Below are 16,818 nucleotides of genomic sequence, written 5' to 3'. Positions count from 1 at the left end.
GGACGAAACTGGGGAAAGTACGTGCGCCTTCTTGCTCTTGCCGCGGCGTTCACCGCCGTGATCCTGACCGCCGGACCCGCGATCGCCGACCAGAACCAAGATCCACCGCAGGCCCAGGCGGCCGCCCGCCCGGCCCAGCCGAGACCCTTCGTCGAACTCGTCGCCCCGGGCGGCGTCGGCCGCCTCTACACCGCCGATCCCCGCGAACTCGCCGCGGCGACCGGCGCGGGGTACAAGCGCCAGCCCGGCCAGGTCGGGTTCCTCGGCCGGGTGCAGCAGACCGGCGAGACGCCGCTCTTCCGGCTCAAGCCGACGGCGACCGCGACCAGATGGCTCTTCACCTCGTCCACGCAGGAGCGCGACGCGCTGGTCCAGCAGAAGTGGATCCTCGAGGGCACTGCCGGGTACGTCGCCCAGCAGCCTGGCCCTGGCCTGATCCAGCTCCGCCGCTTCACCAACGGCAAGGAGTGGCGCCTGGCGCCGGAGGCGAAGACCACCGAACTCCTGAACGCCGGCTACACCCTCGACGGCCCGGTCGGGTACGTCCACCAGACCTGGATCCGCGCCGGAGCCGTGTACTTCGGCATGTTCAACACCCACGGCCACGGGACGATCATCGCCCGGACCAAGGAGATCTACGGACGTGACAACGACTGGTGGGGCGGCGTCCGCGACTTCCACGACGGCACGCACTACGCCACCGACAACTGGCCCGGTGAGGACTGGTCGTACCTGAAGCCGTCCATCGGGTACTACGACGACTCGCAGCCCACGACGCTGGAGAAGCACATCACCCAGGCGACGTCGGCCGGGCTGAGCTTCTTCAACTTCTACTGGTACTGGGACAACACCAAGCAGCAGCAGACCGTCACCGCGGCCGCACTGGACGCGTTCCTGCAGGCCCGCAACAAAGAGAGCATCGACTTCACCGTCGGCGTCTGCGCCCACCCGTACGACACGCTGAAGATCCCGACCACGCAGTACGACGCGGTGGCCACGAACCTGATGCGGTTCCTCGGGCAGGACAACACGCTGCGGACGAACGACGGCCGCAAGATCCTCAACATCTGCGACGCCCGCGGACTCGGTGACGGCAGCAACGCGCAGGTGAAGCAGTTCGTCGACGCGGTCCGGGCGAAGGCCCGCAGCCAGCTCGGCGAGGACATCTACGTGATGATCAACCAGGCGGGCTTCGATCCGAAGCAGGTGCCGGCCGCCGGCGCCGATGCGCCGTACTGCACGACCGACGGTCCGGCCGTCGAGAGCCGCTCGTACGCGACGTACCTGCAGGGTCAGCGGGCCTTCTACAACCAGGCGCCGGGCGCGTACGGCCGCTGCGTCCTGTCCGACTTCGACGAGCGACCGCGGTACCCGATCGAGACTCCCGACGTGAACGCGATCCGCTGGATGCCGGACCAGTCGTTCGACGGCTACCGCCAGGCGGTCCGCAACGCGACCGCCGACATGGCGACCTCGACCCGGCCGTCGACCGTGGACAACTACTTGTTCCTCTACGCGTGGAACGAGTGGCACGAGGGCGGGATCATCGAGCCGAACGAACGCGACGGCTGCGCGTACCTCGACATCCTGCACACCGAGCTCCAGCTTCAAGGCCCGGGCTGTGTCGCTGATCCGGAAGGCACTCCCCCGAGCTGATGACATAGGTTGGAGGGCGTGCCACGAACCCTGCGCCCTGATCAACGGTCCGAGCTGTACGTCGTCGGCATCGCCACGGGCGAGCGTCGTCTGGTGCACAGCTCATCCACTCTGCTCTTCGAGGCGCCGAACTGGACGCCGGACGGACAGCTGATCGTCAATGGCAACGGTCAGCTGTTCCGCCTCGACGGTGAGCTGCGGGAGATCGAGCTCGGCGGAGTGCCGGCGATCAACAACGACCACGTGGTGAGCCCGGACGGGACGACCGTGTACGTGTCGGCCGACGACGGTCACCTGTACGCCGTGCCGCTGAACGGCGGGCCTGGACGCCGGGTGACCAACGACCGCGGACCGGGCTTCCACCACTACCTGCACGGGGTGTCGCCGGATGGGAAGACGCTGGCGTACATCGGCCTGGAGCAGGTCGACGGGCGCCGGATCGCCAACGTGTGGACGATTCCGGCCGCCGGTGGGGCCGACGTCCAGGTGACGAACGACGAGCACGCCGACGACGGGTCGGAGTACAGCCCGGACGGGAAGTGGATCTACTTCAACTCCGAGCGGGCTTCCTCGACGCCGGGGCACGCGCAGCTGTTCCGGATCTCGGTGAGCACGGGTGAGGTCGAGCAGCTGACCTCCGACGAGCGGGTCAACTGGTTCCCGCATCCTGCGCCGGACGGATCGGTGATCGCCTACGTCAGCTTCCCGTCCGGCACGCTGGGTCATCCGGCGGATGTGGACGACGTACGCCTGCGGCTGCTCAGCCCCGGTGGCGAGATCCGCGAGCTCGGGACGCTGTTCGGCGGCCAGGGCACGATGAACGTGCCGAGCTGGTCGCCGGACAGCACCCAGTTCGCGTTCGTCGCCTATCCGGTTTAGACGTCGGAGAGTTCCACCGAGGGATCCGCGAGGCGGGCGGGGTCGACCTGCTTGCCGGAGCGGATCAGGTCCTGGATCGCGTCGATCGTGTCCCAGTTGTTGACGTGCATGCCGGCCAGGACGTGCCGATCGTCGTCCAGCCAGAACGCGAAGTAGGCACCGGACTTGGGGTCGCCGCGCAGCACGACCTGGTACAACGTCCCGCGCGGAATCTCACCGGCGTACTCCATGCCGAGGTCGAACTGGTCGGTGAAGAAGTACGGGATCGCGTCGTGCGCGACCTCCTGGCCGAGCATCGCCTTGGCGGCCGCGGCACCGCTGTCCTTCGCGTTCTGCCAGTGCTCCACCCGGACCGACCGGCCGAACAGCGGGTGGTCCCACCGCACGACGTCGCCGGCTGCGTAGACGTCCGCTACCGACGTCTTCAGATCCGAGCCGGTGACGATGCCGGAGCCGTTCTCCCGGGTCGCGACCTCGATGCCGGCCTCGGCGGCGAGCTCGGTGTTCGGCTGTACGCCGACGCCGACGACCACCAGGTCCGCCGGGATGACCTCGCCACCGGAGAGCCGTACGCCGGTGACCTTGTCGGTGCCCTCGAAGCCCTCGACCCCGGTGTCGAACCGGAACTGGACGCCGTGCTGCCGGTGGAACTCGGCGAACAACCCGCCGACCTCTTCACCGAGCACGGACGCCAACGCCGTCGACTGCGGCTCGACGACCGTCACCTCGGAGCCGCGCTCCCGAGCGGCCGACGCCGATTCGAGGCCGATCCAGCCCGCGCCGACCACGACCACGCGCGGCTTGGCGACGTACGCGTCGTCCAGCGCCTGCGACTCCTCGGCCGTCCGCAGATAGTGGATCCCGGCCAGGTCACTACCGGGTACGTCGAGACGCCGGACCCGGCTGCCGGTCGCGATCAGAAGCTTGCCGTAGGACACCTGCGAGCCGTCGTCCAGCGTGACGGTATGGCCGGCGGCATCGATGCTGGTCACGGTCTTGCCGAGCAGCAGGTCGATCTTGTTGTCGTCGTACCACTGCTGGTCGTGAAGTTGCGCGACGTCCGTCTCGTCCTTGCCGAGCAGCACCCCCTTGGACAGCGGTGGTCGCTCGTACGGCAGCCGGGTCTCGCTGCCGATCAGGACGATGCCTCCGGTCCAACCGTCGTTCCGAAGTTCCCCGGCCGCGGTCGCACCTGCGAGACTCGCGCCGACGATGACAATGGGCTGCTGGTCTGCGTCACTCATACCCAGCAGATTAACCCTTCAACGACGTGTGCCAGGCAAGAGCTGACGGGTCAGTCAGCGACGCGACCTGGTCGACGATCACCCGCAGCCGCGCGCCGTCGTCCGCGGCCTCGGCGAAGTCCGCGGCGAAGGCGGTGTCAAGGTGTCGCGGAGCGGATTTCCACAGCGCTTCGACGAGCTCGGTGAGCAGCTCGCGCTGGGTGGCGCGCCGTGCCTGCCGCTCGGGCGAGTTGAGCACGTGGAACATGCCCACGCCCTTCAGCAGGCCGATCTCCACCCGGATGCCGTCCGGGACGACCAGGTCCGCCTCGTAGCGGATCAGCCGCGAGCGACCGAAGACCGCGTGGGTCGCCTGCTCCGCCGCCGTGCAGAACCGGCCGATCAGCTGGCTGGTCAGGTCCTTCAACCCGCCGAGCGCGCGCCGGCTGTCGTCGAACGACGCCGCCGGCCAGTAGGCCAGCGAGGTCAGTCGCCGCCAGCCCGCGTCCAGCTCCACATCCGTTGCCTCCGGCAAATACATCTGCCGGACCGTCTGCCAGTACGGCGCCCGGTCCGCACCGACCCGCGCCAGGTCGATGTGGTGGGCAACGATCCCGTCCTCGACGTCATGCACCGAATACGCGACGTCGTCGGCGAAGTCCATCACCTGGGCCTCCAGGCACCGCTGCTCGCCGACGCCCTGGCGCAACCAGGTGAAGACCGCGAGATCGTCGTCGTACACGCCGAACTTGCGCTCGCCGGCGCGGCGGGACCACGGGTACTTCGTCGCGGCGTCCAGCGTGGCGCGACTCAGGTTGAGACCGACGCTGCGGCCGGCCGGGTCGAACGTCTTGGACTCCAGCCGGGTCAGCAGCCGCAGTGTCTGCGCGTTTCCCTCGAAGCCGCCGATCTCGGTCGCCACCTGGTCGAGCGCGCGCTCGCCGTTGTGACCGAACGGCGGGTGGCCGAGGTCGTGCGACAGACAGGCCGCGTCGACGATGTCCGGGTCGCAGCCGAGCGTGAGGGCGAGCTCGCGGCCGATCTGCGCGACCTCGAGACTGTGCGTCAGCCGGTTGCGGACGAAGTCGTCGCTGCCCGCCGTCACCACCTGGGTCTTGGCCGCCAGCCGCCGCAGCGCCGCACTGTGCAGCACCCGCGCACGATCGCGAGCGAAAGCAGTCCGGCCCGGCCGTTTGACCGGCTCCGCCACCCAGCGCTCGGCGTCATGCTCGTCGTACCACTCGTGCTGCTTCCTCATCACCGCTCACAGTAGCGGCCGGCACCGACAGTTCAGGCGGAGACGCAGTACCGGAGCCAGACGATGCCACCTTCGAAGACCTCGGTGCCGGCATGACGTAACGGCACCTCCTCCAACCCGCACCATCGCCGGCCGGATCCGACGACAACGGGATGGACCAGGAGCGCGATTTCATCGACGAGACCCAGTTCGAGCAGTACGGCGATCAACGTGCCACCGGAGTCGACGCGGACGGTCTTGGCGCCGCGATCACCGAGGACATCGAGCACTTCGGCCAGATCGACCCGGTCGTACCCAGTGACGAGCTCGCGCGTCGTCGCGTCCGGCGGTCGAGCCGGCGTCTGGTCGGCGTACAGAGCGAGTACGTCGGACCAGTGGCCGAGCTGCCGTAGCCCCTCCCACTCACGGACCCGCGCTCGGCTGTCCACGACCGCGAGCAGCGGCGCAGCCGGCCGTGGACCCGGATGCGACGCGGCGCGAACCGCCGCCTCCTGGGCCAGGATCGTGTCCGCACCGACCAGCGTGACGTCCTCCTGCCACAACGTCACGAGCGCATAGAACCGCGCGAGGTCGGCGTCGAATCCGGACGTCCTGCCGTCCAGCGACACCGCCACCTGAGCCACTACCTGAGGCCGCATGCCCCGAACGCTAGGAGTCGCCACCGACAAAACCGGCATTGCAGAGACTCCTTTGCAGAGACTACTCTGCATTTATGCGACGGATCGATGCGAGAAGTCTGCGCGGACTCGCCCACCCGCTGCGGATGAGAATCCTGGAGGCGATCGAGCTCGACGGCCCGGCCACCTCCACCAGCCTGGCGGCCCGGTTGGGTGAGAGCACCGGCACGATCAGCTGGCACCTGCGGCTGCTCGCCGAGCACGGCTACCTCGACGAGGACGTCGAGCGCGGCACCAGGCGTGAGCGGTGGTGGCGGCTCGCGGCGCGGCAGACAGTCCTCGACCCGGGAGAGTTCCGCGACGATCCCGAGACCAGCGGCGCGCTGAAGGTCTACCTGCGCGACTTGGTCGAGCGGTACTTCGACCGCGTCCGCGCGTACGTCGACGAGAACTGGCCCGCCGAGTGGCAGCATGCGGCCGCCCTCTCGGACTGGCGCGATCTGCACCTCACACCGACTCAGCTGCACAACCTCAACGAGGAGATCGCCGCGGTCGTCGAGCAGTACACCAGCACAGAGCCCGCGGGTGCGAACACCGAGCGCGTGATCGTGCAACTGCAGTCCTTCCCGCGCAGATCATGAGCCTGCTCCGGCGGCACCGCGACTTCCGGCTGCTCTGGACCGGCGAGACGATCAGCCGGTTCGGATCCGCAACCTCGTCGGTGGCGCTCCCGCTGATCGCCATCTCGATGCTCCAGGCAACCACCTTCCAGGTCGGCCTCCTGACCGCGGCCGCCTGGGCGCCGTGGTTGCTGATCGGACTGCCCGCCGGCGCCTGGATCGACCGGGTACGCCGTCGCCCGGTCCTGCTGGGTTCTTCGGCCGCATCGTTCCTGCTCTTCGCCGTACTCCCCCTCGCGGCCTGGGCCGACGTACTCACGATCCACCTGCTGCTGGCCGCTGCGATCCTTGCCGGTGCCGCCGCAGTCGGGTTCCAGACCGCGTACACCGCCTATCTGCCCACTCTCCTCGACTCGGCCGACCACGCCGAGGGCAACGCCAAGCTCCACGGCAGCGCTTCAGCCGCCCAGATCGCTGGTCTGGGCTGCGGCGGCCTGGTCGTCCAACTGGCCGGCCCGGCCAATGCACTACTCGTCGACGCCGCAACGTTCCTGGTCGCTCTCGCGTGCCTGGCCGCGATCGGATTCCGGGAACGCCGTACGACGTCCGGCCGCCAAGCCGGTGCGATCCGGGCAGGAATCGCCTTGGTGGCAAGGGATGTCTGGCTGCGGACGCTGACGATCTTCGGCGCGGTCTCGAACCTCGCCCTGATGGGCTACCAAGCCATCGTGGTCGTGTTCCTCGTCCGAGAAGCCGGCCTGACGGCAGGGACGGTCGGTGCGTTGGTGGCCGCCGCGACCAGTGGTGGCGTCGCCGGCGCCTTCGCGGGCCGGCGTCTCGCCGCGCGCTTCGGTACGGCGCGCGCACTCCTGATCTGCGAACTCGGCCTGCCGACCCTCGCCCTGCTCATACCGCTGAGCAGCCTCAGCCCGTGGCTGTACCTGGCCGGTGGCTTCGGCGTCAGTCTCGGCGTCGTCGGCGGCAACGTCGTGAAAGCGACCTTCCTGCAGTCCTACTGCGCGCCGGCCCTGTTCGGTCGGCTGACCGCGACGAGCTCGTTCGTCAACTACGGAACGATCCCGCTGGGCGCGCTCCTCGGCGGAACACTCGGCCAGACGCTCGGACTCGGGCCGGCGCTCTGGATCACGACCGCGGGAGTTCCACTCGCGGGCCTGGTGCTCCTGTGCTCACCAATCCGCCGGCGCCGCGATCTCCCCACTCACCACGGCAGCGTCGTACCAGCGACCACGACCGACTCCAGCCGGGACCGGATGGCCTGACGAGCACGGTCGTACGCCTTGCCGTCGTCGTGCAGGATCGAGGCGAAGTTGGCGGCCTCGTAGTACGCGTTCAGGTCGAAGGCCCGCCGCGGCCGGGTGCGTGAGTCCGAGCGGGCGATCCACGAGGCCGCGCGGGTCGAGGTCGTCGACGGTGTCGTCACCTACGCCTGGGGTGACGGCCGCCGCCCGGTCCTGCTCGTGCACGGCTGGCGCTCACGCGCGTCGCGGTACGCCGGATTCGTCGCCAGGCTGCTCGAACTCGGCTACAGCCCGGTCTCGTTCGACGCTCCCGGACACGGCGACACCCCTTGCCGCGAGCTCGGCCTGGGGCCGGAGACCAACAAGGCACTCCGGCGGTCGATCGAGCGCGGGTACTTCGACGGCGACGAGCAGATCTGGGCCAGGTTCTCCGTGGCGGCCGCCGACGCGGACCTGCTGGTGATCCACAACGACGAGGACGATGTCGTGGATCCCCAGCAGGTACGGGTGCTGCTGCGGGCCTACGGGCCGCGAGCGCATTTCCTCGCGACGACCGGCCTCGGTCACCGCCGGATCATGACCGATCCGGAAGTGATCACCGAGGCCGTCGCGTTCCTGCAGGACGCGCGGGTGTCAGATGTCGCGGAAGGTCTCGATCTGAGCGCCTAGCGAGTTGAGCCGGGCGGCCAGTTCCTCGTAGCCGCGGTTGATCACGTAGACGCTGCGCAGGACCGACGTACCCTTCGCGGCCATCATCGCGATCAGCGTGACGACGGCCGGCCGGAGTGCCGGCGGGCACATGATCTCGGCGCCGGAGAAGTGCGTCGGCCCCTCGACCATCACCCGGTGCGGGTCGAGCAGCTTGACCCGGCCGCCGAGCTTGTTCAGGTCGGTCAGGTAGATGGCCCGGTTCTCGTAGACCCAGTCGTGGATCAGCGTCTGCCCGGTCGCCGTCGCCGCGATCACCGCGAAGAACGGCAGGTTGTCGATGTTCAGGCCGGGGAACGGCATCGGGTGGATCTTGTCGATCGGCGCGTGCAGCTTGGACGGCCGGGTGGTCAGGTCGACCAGCCGGGTCCGGCCGTTCTCAGCCAGGTACTCCGCGCTGCGGCTGTAGTCGAAGCCCATCTCCTCCAGCAGCGCCAGCTCGATCTCGAGGAACTCGATCGGCGCCCGCCGGATGGTGATCTCCGATCCGGTCACGACCGCCGCGGTGATCAGGCTCATCGCCTCGATCGGGTCCTCCGACGGCGCGTAGTCGACGTCCACGTCGATCTCCGGCTTGCCGTGCACGGTCAGCGTCGTCGAACCGATGCCGTCGATCGTGACGCCGAGCAGGTCCAGGTAGAAGCACAGGTCCTGGACCATGTAGTTGGAGCTGGCGTTGCGGATCACGGTGACACCGTCGTACCGGGCCGCGGCCATGATCGCGTTCTCGGTCACGGTGTCGCCGCGCTCGGTCAGCACGATCGGCTTGCCCGGCGAGAGCGCCCGATTCACCACCGCGTGGTACTCACCGCCGGTCGCCTTCACCTCCAGCCCGAACGGCCGCAGCGCCGCCATATGCGGCTCGACGGTCCGCGTACCGAGGTCGCAGCCACCGGCGTACGGCAGCTGGAAGGTGTCCTCGCGGTGCAGCAACGGGCCGAGGAACATGATGATCGAGCGGGTACGACGGGCCGCCTCGGCGTCCATGCTGCCCAGGTCGAGGTGGGCCGGCGGGACGATCTCCAGGTCGCCGGCGTCGTTCAGCCAGGTGGTCCGGACGCCGATCGAGTTCAGTACCTCGAGCAGCCGGTTCACCTCTTCGATCCGGGCGACCTTGCGCAGCGTGGTGCGGCCCTTGTTCAGCAGGCTGGCGCACAGCAGCGCGACGCCGGCGTTCTTGCTGGACTTGACGTCGATCGACCCGGAAAGCTGCCGGCCACCGGCGACGCGGAGGTGGACCGGACCGCCACCGAGAGAGACAATTTCGGAATCGAGGGCCTCGCCGATCCGGGCGAGCATCTCGAGGGTGAGGTTCTGATGACCCTTTTCGATCCTGTTCACCGCACTCTGGCTGGTGTTCAGTACTTCCGCGAGTTGCGTCTGTGTCCAGCCGCGATGCTTGCGGGCGTCCCGGATGAGATTTCCGATCCGGCTCAGGTAGTCATCGGTCATGCGCCGGACCTTATCTCACATGTGAGATACCTCTGCATCGACCCGCCGGTGCCAGCGTAGCCAATGTCACGCCGGTGCTCACACCGGCCCCCGGACGGGCCCCTCACCGTCCGTCGAAACCCCGGCCGCCTAGAGTTACCCCAACTCCCGCCGCCACCCGGAGAGGACCAGCAGATGCCCGATGACACCTCCGCCGCGGTGGTGAACGAGTTCGAGGCGGAGTCGTGGCCGCTCGATGCGGCTGCGGACAGCCTGCACCAGGTGATCGACGGGTTCCAGAACGGTGACACCCGGCCGCTGGTGATCGGTGACGGCGAGCAGCCGGTCCTGGTGGTGCTCGCGATCGCAGACCTGGCCGACTTCCGCGCCAGGGTCGCGGAGCTGCTCGCCAACCCGGTCGATGCCGGCTGGCTGCGGTACTACCTGCGCTCCAACTTCGACATGAGCTCGGAGCGGCTGGTCGAGTTGCTCGGCGTCGACGCCGACCACGGGTTGTCGTCCCTGGCCAGCCAGGTGAACGTCGACCAGGCCGCCGTACTGATGCCGGACCATCTGCGCCGGACCGAAGCCGGTGCGAACCCGCTGATGCTGATCGGCGACGGGATGATGGCGACCGCGGCGCTGGTCGCGTTCCCGGCGTTCCAGGTGCTGCTCGCGTTGGAGGGCGGGAAGGTCGAGGACGACTCCTGCGCGCACGACGACGAGGAGAAGCCGACCACGCCGCTGGAGGTGCTGGCCGAGCGGCTCGGACCGGTGTCGACCCAGCTGGTCGCCCAGATCAATGCCGGCCGCGAGCCCGGCCTGCCGCGGTACGAGCTGCACTTCGAGGACGATCTGCTCGAGCACCTGCACGACCTGGAGGCACGGGCGCAGAAGGCTCCCGGCGGCGGTGCGTACGACGAGCTGAACACGCTGCTGCACCAGTTCGACGAGATGCGCAGCGGGCTGACCGAGGTCGAGGTAGAGGACGAGGAGCTGGACGAGGCGCCGTACCTCGAGGCGACCGACCTCAAGGCGGCGTTCGCGGAACTGCGGGACAACTTCCGCGGGGGCTCCGACGATCCGTACCTGATCGGTCTCGACGGCCGTCCGCTGGCCGGGCTGATCACCTACGACCTGTACGAGGAACTGCAGAAGGTCTCGGTGGAGCTGGACGGGACCGACGAGGCGCCGGTGCTCCCGCTCCCCCAGCCGCGCTGGGAGAACGGGCCCCGGCTGCTGCCGTTCGAGGCCGCGATCGAGGTCTGCGACGCGGTGATCGAGGACATCTCCAACGGCGAGGCGTCAATGGTTTTCGTGGCCGACGAGGAAGGCGAGCCCGAGCTGGTGCTCGCGCCGCTGGTCTGGCTCTGGGCGTACGTCGACCACCTGGACCTCGAAGGCGCGGACATCTAGCCCACCACCACCTCCGGCTCTCGCCCGTCGCCCGAGGACCGCCTCGCCTTCGACCAGCGGCCGCCCCCACGGCGGCCATTTGACCGGATAACCCCTCAAGTCCCTCGTTCTACCCTCAAATTCCGAGGTGAGAACCGGCAACTTCAGGGGTCATCCGCTGAAATTGGCGGTTGGCGGTTGGCGGTTGGCGGTTGGCGGTTGGCGGTTGGCGGGCGGGTGAGCAGCCCGGCGTTGGGTGGGTCAGGCCAACGGGAACAGCGGCTGCCACTCGGCGAGGGTGGCGATCTCGTAGACGTTCGCCGGGGTGTAGGGGTCCTTGGCGAGGATCTCGCGGAGCTCGGTCTCGTCGGCGACGTCGTACACGAGCAACGCGCCGGTCTGGTCGGCGAACGGTCCGGCGGCGACCAGCTTGCCGGAGGCCTTCAGCTCGGTGAGGTAGTCGCGATGGGCCGGGCGGACCTCCATCCGGCGGTCGGTCTCAGCAAGGTCGAAGCGCAGTTGCACGACATATTGGGCCATGGCAGAAACCCTACCTAGTGTCCCGAACCTCCGACTCAGGACACTAGGCCTGCTCTGCAAAGGATTTGGTGCGGGAAGGGAGTCACGAGCCGCCACAGCGGCTGGTTCAGGTCAGACCCGAAAGTCGACGAGTGATCTCCCTTCCCGCCCGGACATTTTGACCAGCCGGACCGCCGGTACGCAAGGGTTTGGTTAAGACAATTGCTGCGGACAGTTCAGGCCCGTGACGCTTCGTGATGGAATCCCCGGTCACGGTCAGCGACGCGCCGTACACCTGCACCGTCCGTCACGCCGCCCGGCTGTCAAGCCCCACAACCGGGCGGCGACGGAGGTCAGGCCAGGCTGGCTCGGCCGGCTTCGAGACGGGCCACCGGGATCCGGAACGGTGAGCAGGAGACGTAGTCGAGGCCGGCGTCGTGGAAGAAGTGGATGCTGTCGGGGTCGCCGCCGTGCTCACCGCAGATACCGAGCTTGAGATCCGGCTTGGTGGCGCGGCCGCGGTCGACGCCGGTACGGACCAGCGCACCGACACCTTCCCGGTCGATCGACTCGAACGGCGACACCGCGAAGATGCCCTTCTCCAGGTAGCGGGAGAAGAAGGCGCCCTCGACGTCGTCGCGGCTGAAGCCCCACGTGGTCTGGGTCAGGTCGTTGGTGCCGAACGAGAAGAAGTCGGCCGCCTCGGCGATCTGGTCCGCGATCACCGCCGCGCGCGGCAGCTCGATCATGGTGCCGATCGGGATGTCCCACTCGACGCCCAGCTCGGCGATCACGCGTTCGACCTCGTCCCGGGCCAGGTGCAATTCCTGGACCGCGCCGACCAGCGGGATCATGATCTCCGGCTGCGGGTCCTTGCCCTGCTGCTTCAGCTCGACGGCCGCGGACGCGATCGCCCGGACCTGCATCGCGAACAGCCCGGGGATGACCAGACCGAGCCGGACACCCCGCAGGCCGAGCATCGGGTTCTCCTCGTGCAGCCGCTCGACAGCCGCCAGCAGCGCGGCATCGTGACCCGGATCCTCACCGCGCTCGCGGGCCAGCGCGACCTTGACCGCCAGATCCTCCATCGACGGCAGGAACTCGTGCAGCGGCGGGTCGATCAGCCGGATCGTCACCGGCTGCCCGTCCATCGCGGCGAGCAACTCCAGGAAGTCGCCCCGCTGCAACGGCTCGAGCTCGGTCAGCGCCGCATCACGATCACCGTCGTTGTCGGCCAGGATCAGCCGCTCGACGGCCTCCCGCCGCTCACCCAGGAACATGTGCTCGGTCCGGCACAGCCCGATCCCCTCGGCCCCGAACCGCCGCGCCCGGGCCGCGTCGTCCGCGGTGTCCGCATTCGTCCGTACGCCGAGACGCCGTACCTCGTCCGCATGGGTGATCAACCGGTGGACGGCGGCCACGAGCTCGTCGCCCTGGTCCGGTGCCAGCGAGCCCTCGAAGTACTGCACCACTGGTGAGGCGACCACCGGGACCTCGCCACGGAACACCTCGCCGGTGGTTCCGTCGATCGAGATCGTCTCGCCGGCCTCGATCACCGTGCCGTTCACCTTGATGGTGCCCTGGGCAACATTCACGTCGAGTTCCTCGGCGCCGCAGACACAGGTCTTGCCCATGCCGCGGGCGACCACGGCCGCGTGCGAGGTCTTGCCGCCGCGGCTGGTCAGGATGCCCTGCGCCGCGATCATGCCGTGCAGATCGTCCGGGTTCGTCTCACGGCGGACCAGGATCACCTTCTCACCGCGGTCCGCCGCCTCGACCGCGGCGGCCGAGGTGAACACGATCGTGCCGGACGCCGCACCCGGCGACGCACCGATCGCCTTGGTGATGAGGTCGGTGTCCGCGTCCGCGTCGAACCGCGGGAACATCAACTGCGCGAGCTGTGCACCCTTCACCCGCTTGAGCGCCTCGTCGGTGTCGATCACGCCCTCGTCGATCAGGCTGGTCGCGATCCGGAACGCGGCTGCCGCGGTCCGCTTGCCGACCCGGGTCTGCAGCATCCACAGCTTGCCGCGCTCGACGGTGAACTCGATGTCGCACAGGTCGCGGTAGTGCCCCTCGAGCTTGGCCATGATCGCCATCAGATCGTCGTACGACGTCTTGTCGATCTGCTCCAGATCCGCGAGCGGGACGGTGTTGCGGATGCCGGCCACCACGTCCTCGCCCTGCGCGTTCTGCAGGTAGTCGCCGTACACACCGGGCTGACCGCTCGACGGGTCGCGGGTGAACGCGACGCCGGTGCCGGAGTCCATGCCGAGATTGCCGAACACCATCGAGCAGATGTTGACCGCCGTACCGAGGTCGGTCGGGATCCGCTCCTGCCGGCGGTAGAGGATCGCGCGCTCGGAGTTCCACGAGCCGAAGACCGCCTCGATCGCCAGGTCCATCTGGGTCCGCGGGTCCTGCGGGAACTCGCGTCCGGTGTGCTCGTGCACGGCCTGCTTGAACGTCTCGACCAGGCGCTTCAGGTCGTCCGCGTCCAGATCGAGGTCGTTGCGGGTGCCCTTGGCTTCCTTGGCCGCCTCGATCGCGTCCTCGAACACGTCGCCGTCCATGTCCAGCACGGTCTTGCCGAACATCTGGATCAGCCGGCGGTACGCGTCCCAGGCGAACCGCGGGTTGCCGGAGTGGTGCGCGAGCCCGTTCACCGAGTCGTCGTTCAGGCCGACGTTGAGAACGGTCTCCATCATTCCGGGCATCGACACGGCCGCTCCGGACCGGACCGAGACGAGCAGCGGGTCGTCGGCCTGGCCGAGCTTCTTGCCCATCTTCTGCTGCAGTACGTCGACGTGGTGATCGATCTCGTCGGCCAGGTCCGATGGCACCGAGCCGGTGGCCAGGTACGCGCGGCAAGCCTCGGCGCTGATGGTGAATCCGGGTGGCACCGGCAGGCCGAGGTTGGTCATCTCGGCCAGGTTCGCCCCCTTCCCGCCGAGCAGCTCCTTCATGTCCTTGTTGCCTTCGGCGAAGTCGTAGACGAGTTTCGGCACGATCACTCCCTGTGGTTCGGGCGGTGCTTCTGAGCGCGGTGTGGTGGCCCGCTGGCCCATCGACTCCAGTGGCGGGGGCGTTGCCTTCAGAGTAAGCCCAAAAACCAGTCCAGTTGAACACTGGTCTCACGATGCCGACGTGACTCTGCCCACAGGTCGAAGGCCGGAAAACCCTTCCCCCATTGACAACGCGAGACAAACGGCACATCTCCCACCGAAACGCAGAAGCAGGGTGTTACCCACCTTTCAGACGGGTAACACCCTGCTTCTGGGAGTCCTTCTCGGCTACAACTTCCGGCGGGTTCGGAGGTAGTCGCCGACTACGGCGGCGCCGAGGCCGTCGGAGTCCGGGGCGAGGACTCGGCCACCGCTGCGGCGGGCCAGGAGGTCGACGAAGGCGTTGAGGCGCGGGTCGTCGCCCAGGCGGAAGACGGTGAGCGAGGCGCCTAGTTTGGCCAGGCGGTCCACCTCGAAGATCGTCTTGCGGAGTGTGGCCGGCTCGGGCGGGTAGGAGAACTCCGCCGTACCGTCCGGCTCGAGGTGCGCGGTCGGTTCGCCGTCGGTCACCATCAGGACCACCGGCTGGGCGTCCGGATGACGACGCAGGTGGCGGCCGGCCAGCAGCAGGGCGTGATGCGCGTTCGTCCCCTGCTCCCAGGCGCCCTCCATCCCGATCAGCTGGGGTAGCTCGACGACTCCGGCGTACCGCCCGAAGGTGATGAGCTGGAGCGCGTCGTTGCGGTAGCGGGTCGAGATGAGCTGGTGCAGCGCGAGCGCCGTCCGCTTCATCGGCAGCCAACGGCCCTCCTGGACCATCGACCACGACGTGTCCACCAGCAACGCGACCGCGGCCCGGGCCCGATGCTCGGTCTCCGCGATCTCCACATCGGCCACATCGAGCTTGACCGACCCACTACGCGTAGCGCTCCGCAGTACAGCGTTCCGCACGGTCCGAGGCACGTCCCATGGCTGCGTGTCGCCGAACTGCCACTGCCTGCTGGAGCCACTCAGCTCTCCGGCCGCCCCGGCATTGGCCGCATCCCGCTCACCCGAACCGCGCGCAGCCCGCAGTACGTCGGCCAGCGCGGTCTGCCCGAGATGCCGCAGAGCCTTCGGCGACAACCGCAACGAACCGTCGGGCGCTCGCTCGAGCAACCCTTGGTCGCGCAGCTGCCGTTCCAGCTCGGACAACCGGCGAGCATCCACCGTCGCCTCGTCGCCGAGCTGCCGGGTCAGCGCGTCGAGGTCGATGTCCTCGAGCCGCGCGCCCGGATACGACTGAGCCAACTGCTCGGCCAGCGCATCGAGCTCGGCGAGGTCGGACATCGCCCGCGCACCGTCGGCGAGACCGAGCGGGTCGTCACCACTCATCCGCTCCGACCCGGCCCAGTCCTCCCCCGGCCGCAGCGACTGCAGCTGCGCGTCCAGCTGCGCCAACTGCTGAGCGAGCTGCGGACTGCCGAACGCCTGCTGCGACAGCTCCATCAGCTCGGCGCGCTGCTCGGCAGTCATCGAGTTCATCATCCGCTGCGCCGCGGCCGCCCGCTGCGCCAGTACGTCGATCAGTTCGTCGACGTTCTGCGGATTCTCCGGGAAGAACTCGCCGTGCTTGGCCATGAACTCGTCGAACAACTCCGGCACCTCGGGCCGGTCCTGCGCGTGCGCCGCCAGCAACGCGTTGAGGTCGGTGAGCATCTCGTTGATCTGCTCCACGTCCTCAGGCGTGGTCTGCTGCAGCGCCTCCTTCATGCCCTCGAACCGCGACCCGAGCAGCTCGCGCCCGAGCAGTTCCCGGATCTCCTCGTACTTCTGCCGTGCCTCCGACGACTCCCACTGATAGTTGGCCAGCTCTCGTACGGCGGCCGCCGTACCCGACGGAAGCGCGTCGAGCTCGGCCTCCTTGAACCGGGCGTCGTCGGACGGATTCGGGAACAGTTCGCGGCGCTCGGCCGCCAGCGCCTCGTCGAGCAGCCGCTGGACGTCCCGCAGGGTGCCGTCGAGGTTGTGCTGCCGCTGGATCTCGCGGCGGCGCTCCCACATCCTGCGGGTGAGGTCGTCCAGGCCCTGCGTGTTCCGGGTGCCGCGCCGGAGCAGTTCCTCCAGCGCGGACCGCGGCGACGAGCCGTTCATCACGTCGCGACCGATCTCATCCAGCGCGTCCCGCAGATCGGCCGGCGCCGCAAGCGGATCCGGCCCGTCATGCCACGGCCCGTACGACCAGCCTTCCGGTATCGACGCGGACATG

The 16,818-nt window shown here is 68.6% G+C and carries 13 protein-coding genes; 6 read left to right on the top strand and 7 right to left on the bottom strand.

What is annotated here, in order from left to right; translation table 11 throughout:
- The first annotated feature begins 21 nt into the window (after window positions 1–21).
- Together E0H75_RS12970 and E0H75_RS12965 are read left to right on the top strand one after the other, a co-directional pair.
- On the top strand, window positions 22–1,656 hold the full coding sequence (locus E0H75_RS12970; protein WP_131513743.1) for a glycoside hydrolase family 99-like domain-containing protein: 1,635 nt from the start codon (window positions 22–24) through the stop codon (window positions 1,654–1,656).
- Between the two features lie 18 nt (window positions 1,657–1,674).
- The gene (locus tag E0H75_RS12965; RefSeq protein ID WP_131513742.1) at window positions 1,675–2,535 is read left to right on the top strand and encodes a TolB family protein; all 861 of its coding nucleotides are present in this window, start codon (window positions 1,675–1,677) and stop codon (window positions 2,533–2,535) included.
- On the opposite strand, the gene E0H75_RS12960 is transcribed toward E0H75_RS12965, so the two are convergent.
- The 3 genes from E0H75_RS12960 to E0H75_RS12950 are packed head-to-tail and all read right to left on the bottom strand — an operon-like array spanning window position 2,532 to window position 5,654.
- Window positions 2,532–3,779, bottom strand: a complete 1,248-nt coding sequence (locus E0H75_RS12960; RefSeq protein ID WP_131513741.1) for an NAD(P)/FAD-dependent oxidoreductase — start codon at window positions 3,777–3,779, stop codon at window positions 2,532–2,534. The genes E0H75_RS12965 and E0H75_RS12960 overlap by 4 nt on opposite strands.
- Window positions 3,780–3,789: 10 nt before the next feature.
- A complete protein-coding gene (locus E0H75_RS12955) occupies window positions 3,790–5,016 on the bottom strand; it encodes a deoxyguanosinetriphosphate triphosphohydrolase (RefSeq protein ID WP_131513740.1) in 1,227 nt (408 codons plus the stop codon).
- Between the two features lie 32 nt (window positions 5,017–5,048).
- Window positions 5,049–5,654 carry a RibD family protein gene (locus E0H75_RS12950; RefSeq protein WP_131513739.1) on the bottom strand — a complete coding sequence of 202 codons (606 nt, stop codon included), beginning with the start codon at window positions 5,652–5,654 and terminating at the stop codon, window positions 5,049–5,051.
- Window positions 5,655–5,728: 74 nt separating this feature from the next.
- Between E0H75_RS12950 and E0H75_RS12945 the strand changes: the two genes are divergently transcribed.
- From E0H75_RS12945 to E0H75_RS12935, 3 genes are all read left to right on the top strand, one after another.
- Complete coding sequence (locus E0H75_RS12945) at window positions 5,729–6,274, top strand: winged helix-turn-helix domain-containing protein (RefSeq protein WP_131513738.1); 546 nt, start codon at window positions 5,729–5,731, stop codon at window positions 6,272–6,274.
- Window positions 6,271–7,533 (top strand): MFS transporter, encoded by a 1,263-nt coding sequence (locus tag E0H75_RS12940; RefSeq protein ID WP_131513737.1) that lies wholly within the window; start codon window positions 6,271–6,273, stop codon window positions 7,531–7,533. The genes E0H75_RS12945 and E0H75_RS12940 overlap by 4 nt, the downstream gene beginning before the upstream one ends.
- A gap of 96 nt (window positions 7,534–7,629) precedes the next feature.
- On the top strand, window positions 7,630–8,181 hold the full coding sequence (locus E0H75_RS12935; RefSeq protein ID WP_238162986.1) for an alpha/beta hydrolase: 552 nt from the start codon (window positions 7,630–7,632) through the stop codon (window positions 8,179–8,181).
- On the opposite strand, the gene E0H75_RS12930 is transcribed toward E0H75_RS12935, so the two are convergent.
- A complete protein-coding gene (locus E0H75_RS12930; protein ID WP_131513736.1) occupies window positions 8,146–9,672 on the bottom strand; it encodes a helix-turn-helix domain-containing protein in 1,527 nt (508 codons plus the stop codon). The two genes, E0H75_RS12935 and E0H75_RS12930, sit on opposite strands and share 36 nt — an antisense overlap.
- 174 nt (window positions 9,673–9,846) lie before the next feature.
- Between E0H75_RS12930 and E0H75_RS12925 the strand changes: the two genes are divergently transcribed.
- The gene (locus E0H75_RS12925; RefSeq protein ID WP_131513735.1) at window positions 9,847–11,067 is read left to right on the top strand and encodes a type II toxin-antitoxin system Phd/YefM family antitoxin; all 1,221 of its coding nucleotides are present in this window, start codon (window positions 9,847–9,849) and stop codon (window positions 11,065–11,067) included.
- A 240-nt stretch (window positions 11,068–11,307) separates the two neighbouring features.
- Here the strand turns inward: E0H75_RS12925 and E0H75_RS12920 are convergent, their stop codons facing one another.
- From E0H75_RS12920 to E0H75_RS12910, 3 genes are all read right to left on the bottom strand, one after another.
- Window positions 11,308–11,586, bottom strand: a complete 279-nt coding sequence (locus E0H75_RS12920; RefSeq protein ID WP_131513734.1) for a YciI family protein — start codon at window positions 11,584–11,586, stop codon at window positions 11,308–11,310.
- 332 nt (window positions 11,587–11,918) lie between these two features.
- The gene (gene ppdK / locus E0H75_RS12915; RefSeq protein WP_420323289.1) at window positions 11,919–14,573 is read right to left on the bottom strand and encodes a pyruvate, phosphate dikinase; all 2,655 of its coding nucleotides are present in this window, start codon (window positions 14,571–14,573) and stop codon (window positions 11,919–11,921) included.
- Between the two features lie 285 nt (window positions 14,574–14,858).
- The gene (locus E0H75_RS12910) at window positions 14,859–16,817 is read right to left on the bottom strand and encodes a vWA domain-containing protein (protein WP_131513732.1); all 1,959 of its coding nucleotides are present in this window, start codon (window positions 16,815–16,817) and stop codon (window positions 14,859–14,861) included.
- Between the last annotated feature and the right edge of the window lies 1 nt (window position 16,818).

It is taken from the genome of Kribbella capetownensis (genome assembly GCF_004331485.1).
Lineage (GTDB): Bacteria > Actinomycetota > Actinomycetes > Propionibacteriales > Kribbellaceae > Kribbella > Kribbella capetownensis.
This window is presented reverse-complemented; position numbering and strand designations above follow the sequence as displayed.